This is a genomic window from Phocaeicola coprocola DSM 17136 (assembly GCF_000154845.1).
GTDB lineage: Bacteria > Bacteroidota > Bacteroidia > Bacteroidales > Bacteroidaceae > Phocaeicola > Phocaeicola coprocola.
Map to the genome: position 1 here is coordinate 1 of NZ_DS981431.1, position 1,666 is coordinate 1,666.

The 1,666-nt window shown below is 41.1% G+C and carries 1 protein-coding gene and 2 pseudogenes; 2 read left to right on the top strand and 1 reads right to left on the bottom strand.

The annotated features are described in order from the left end of the window. Positions 1 to 76: 76 nt before the first annotated feature. A pseudogene (locus BACCOP_RS21345) lies at positions 77 to 861 on the bottom strand (hypothetical protein); the annotation flags it as partial. A gap of 290 nt (positions 862 to 1,151) precedes the next feature. Here BACCOP_RS21345 and BACCOP_RS00950 point away from each other — a divergent pair. Beyond that, positions 1,152 to 1,538, top strand: a complete 387-nt coding sequence (locus BACCOP_RS00950; protein ID WP_007565224.1) for an ISAon1 family transposase N-terminal region protein — start codon at positions 1,152 to 1,154, stop codon at positions 1,536 to 1,538. Further along, a pseudogene (locus BACCOP_RS20570) lies at positions 1,504 to 1,666 on the top strand (ISAon1 family transposase); the annotation flags it as partial. The gene BACCOP_RS00950 and the pseudogene BACCOP_RS20570, both read left to right, overlap by 35 nt.

Genomic DNA, 1,666 nt, shown 5'->3' on the forward strand with positions numbered 1-1,666 from the left:
ATTCGCCTGTGGTGGATTCTTTCCGGGGTTGTTTGATTAATATTTAATTCGTCCCGATTTTAACGGGACACTAATGATAAACCCTCAATCCGTATAGCTTTCCTTTGTTCACCTCGTATTCCTTGCACCGGGTCAAATCCAGATTGGCAAAGTCAATCCTGCCGTCAAACCACTTGGGATGACCACGTTTTCCTGTTTTCTTTTCCAATGTCGGATAGTACAGGACAACATCATTCCTAAAGCGGCTGATAACATGGAAACTGTTCTCACACATAGGCGTTACGAAAGTTTCCTTGGAAAAGAATGCGTCTGCAACCACCGTTTTGGATATGCTTTGCAGCTTGTCTTTTCTGCTGATAAGATAGCAGCTGTACCAGTCAACAAGGTTCTTGTCCATATTATCCAAGGTCTTACAATCCGGTGTCTGAATGGAACCTAAAGTCATGCATTCATGGTTGTCGATGTCAATGATACCGATGCCCATGATTTCCAATCCTCGCTTGTACTCTCCTGCACAACCGGACCAGAAGTAACCTATCCAAGGTGTCTTCTTGCCTGATTTGGGAATATGGAAGGGTCGATGGCAATGGCTTTTCTTTTGCCTGTGAGATGCTTGCTGATGATAGATCCGTTGAACGCAAACCAGTCGAAAGTTTCATGCTCAAAAAGGTTACGATAAGTCTGTTCTGAGAAACAGCCATATCTGCCCAATTGAAGGAAATTTATACGATCCGGGATGGCCATGAATAATTTCATGGTGTCCATGAATGCTTTTTCAAAAGGTTTGTGTATATTCGCTACTGATTTGAGAGCCGACAGGCACTCGGATTGGTATTGCATAAGGAGTGTTTCTTTAGTCATAATCAGAAGAGTTCAGAGACTTCTAATTTACTAAGAAATAACGAATTATGCAATACTTTCCTCCTTTATTATCAGCAGGTTAACTCTCTTTTTTCAGCACATTTCTTCATGCTTAACCATTCGTTTTTGACAACATTTCAATGACCTCTTTAGTGTTTCCGAACCAGCTTTTGCCGGTTCTGTTGTTTAACTTTTAATCTTTCGGTAAAAATTTACCGAAGTATTGTGGGTCAGTAGAAATTTCGTGGGGATTATTTTTTATACTCGTAAAGTATTGCTTACTTCGCATTATGAAAAACGATTATTTGAACATGCTAGCCAGCCTCGTGTTGCCGGCTCAGATATTAGATTACTTTCTTATCTCTGGAGTTGAACAAACCTCTCAAGAGATTCATATTAGTCTGGATGAAAAGATGAATTCCAAGTTAAGCAATGACGAACATTTTGAATCCAAAGGTTTTATGGAAGCTGTTAATGTGACAGACTTTCCCATACGGGACCATAAGGTAATCCTCAAGATCAGACGTCGTCGTTGGACGGACTTGCGCACAGGTAAAAGTTTCAGTATTCCCATCGACCTCGATGTTGTAGCCAAGGGAACCAGATACTCCAAAGAATTTGGGGCTTTTTTAAAAGAAACGTATGGAGACATCCCCAGTGACCTGCCGTACGCTTGAGGAATTCTATCATATAGATGGTCATACATTTGAAAACAGTACAAGGAGGTTCTCAGCGGATATCGTAATTGGAACAGTTATCCCATGCCGGTGAAGGGATGCTGTTTCCGGAAAATATGGGACCGTAT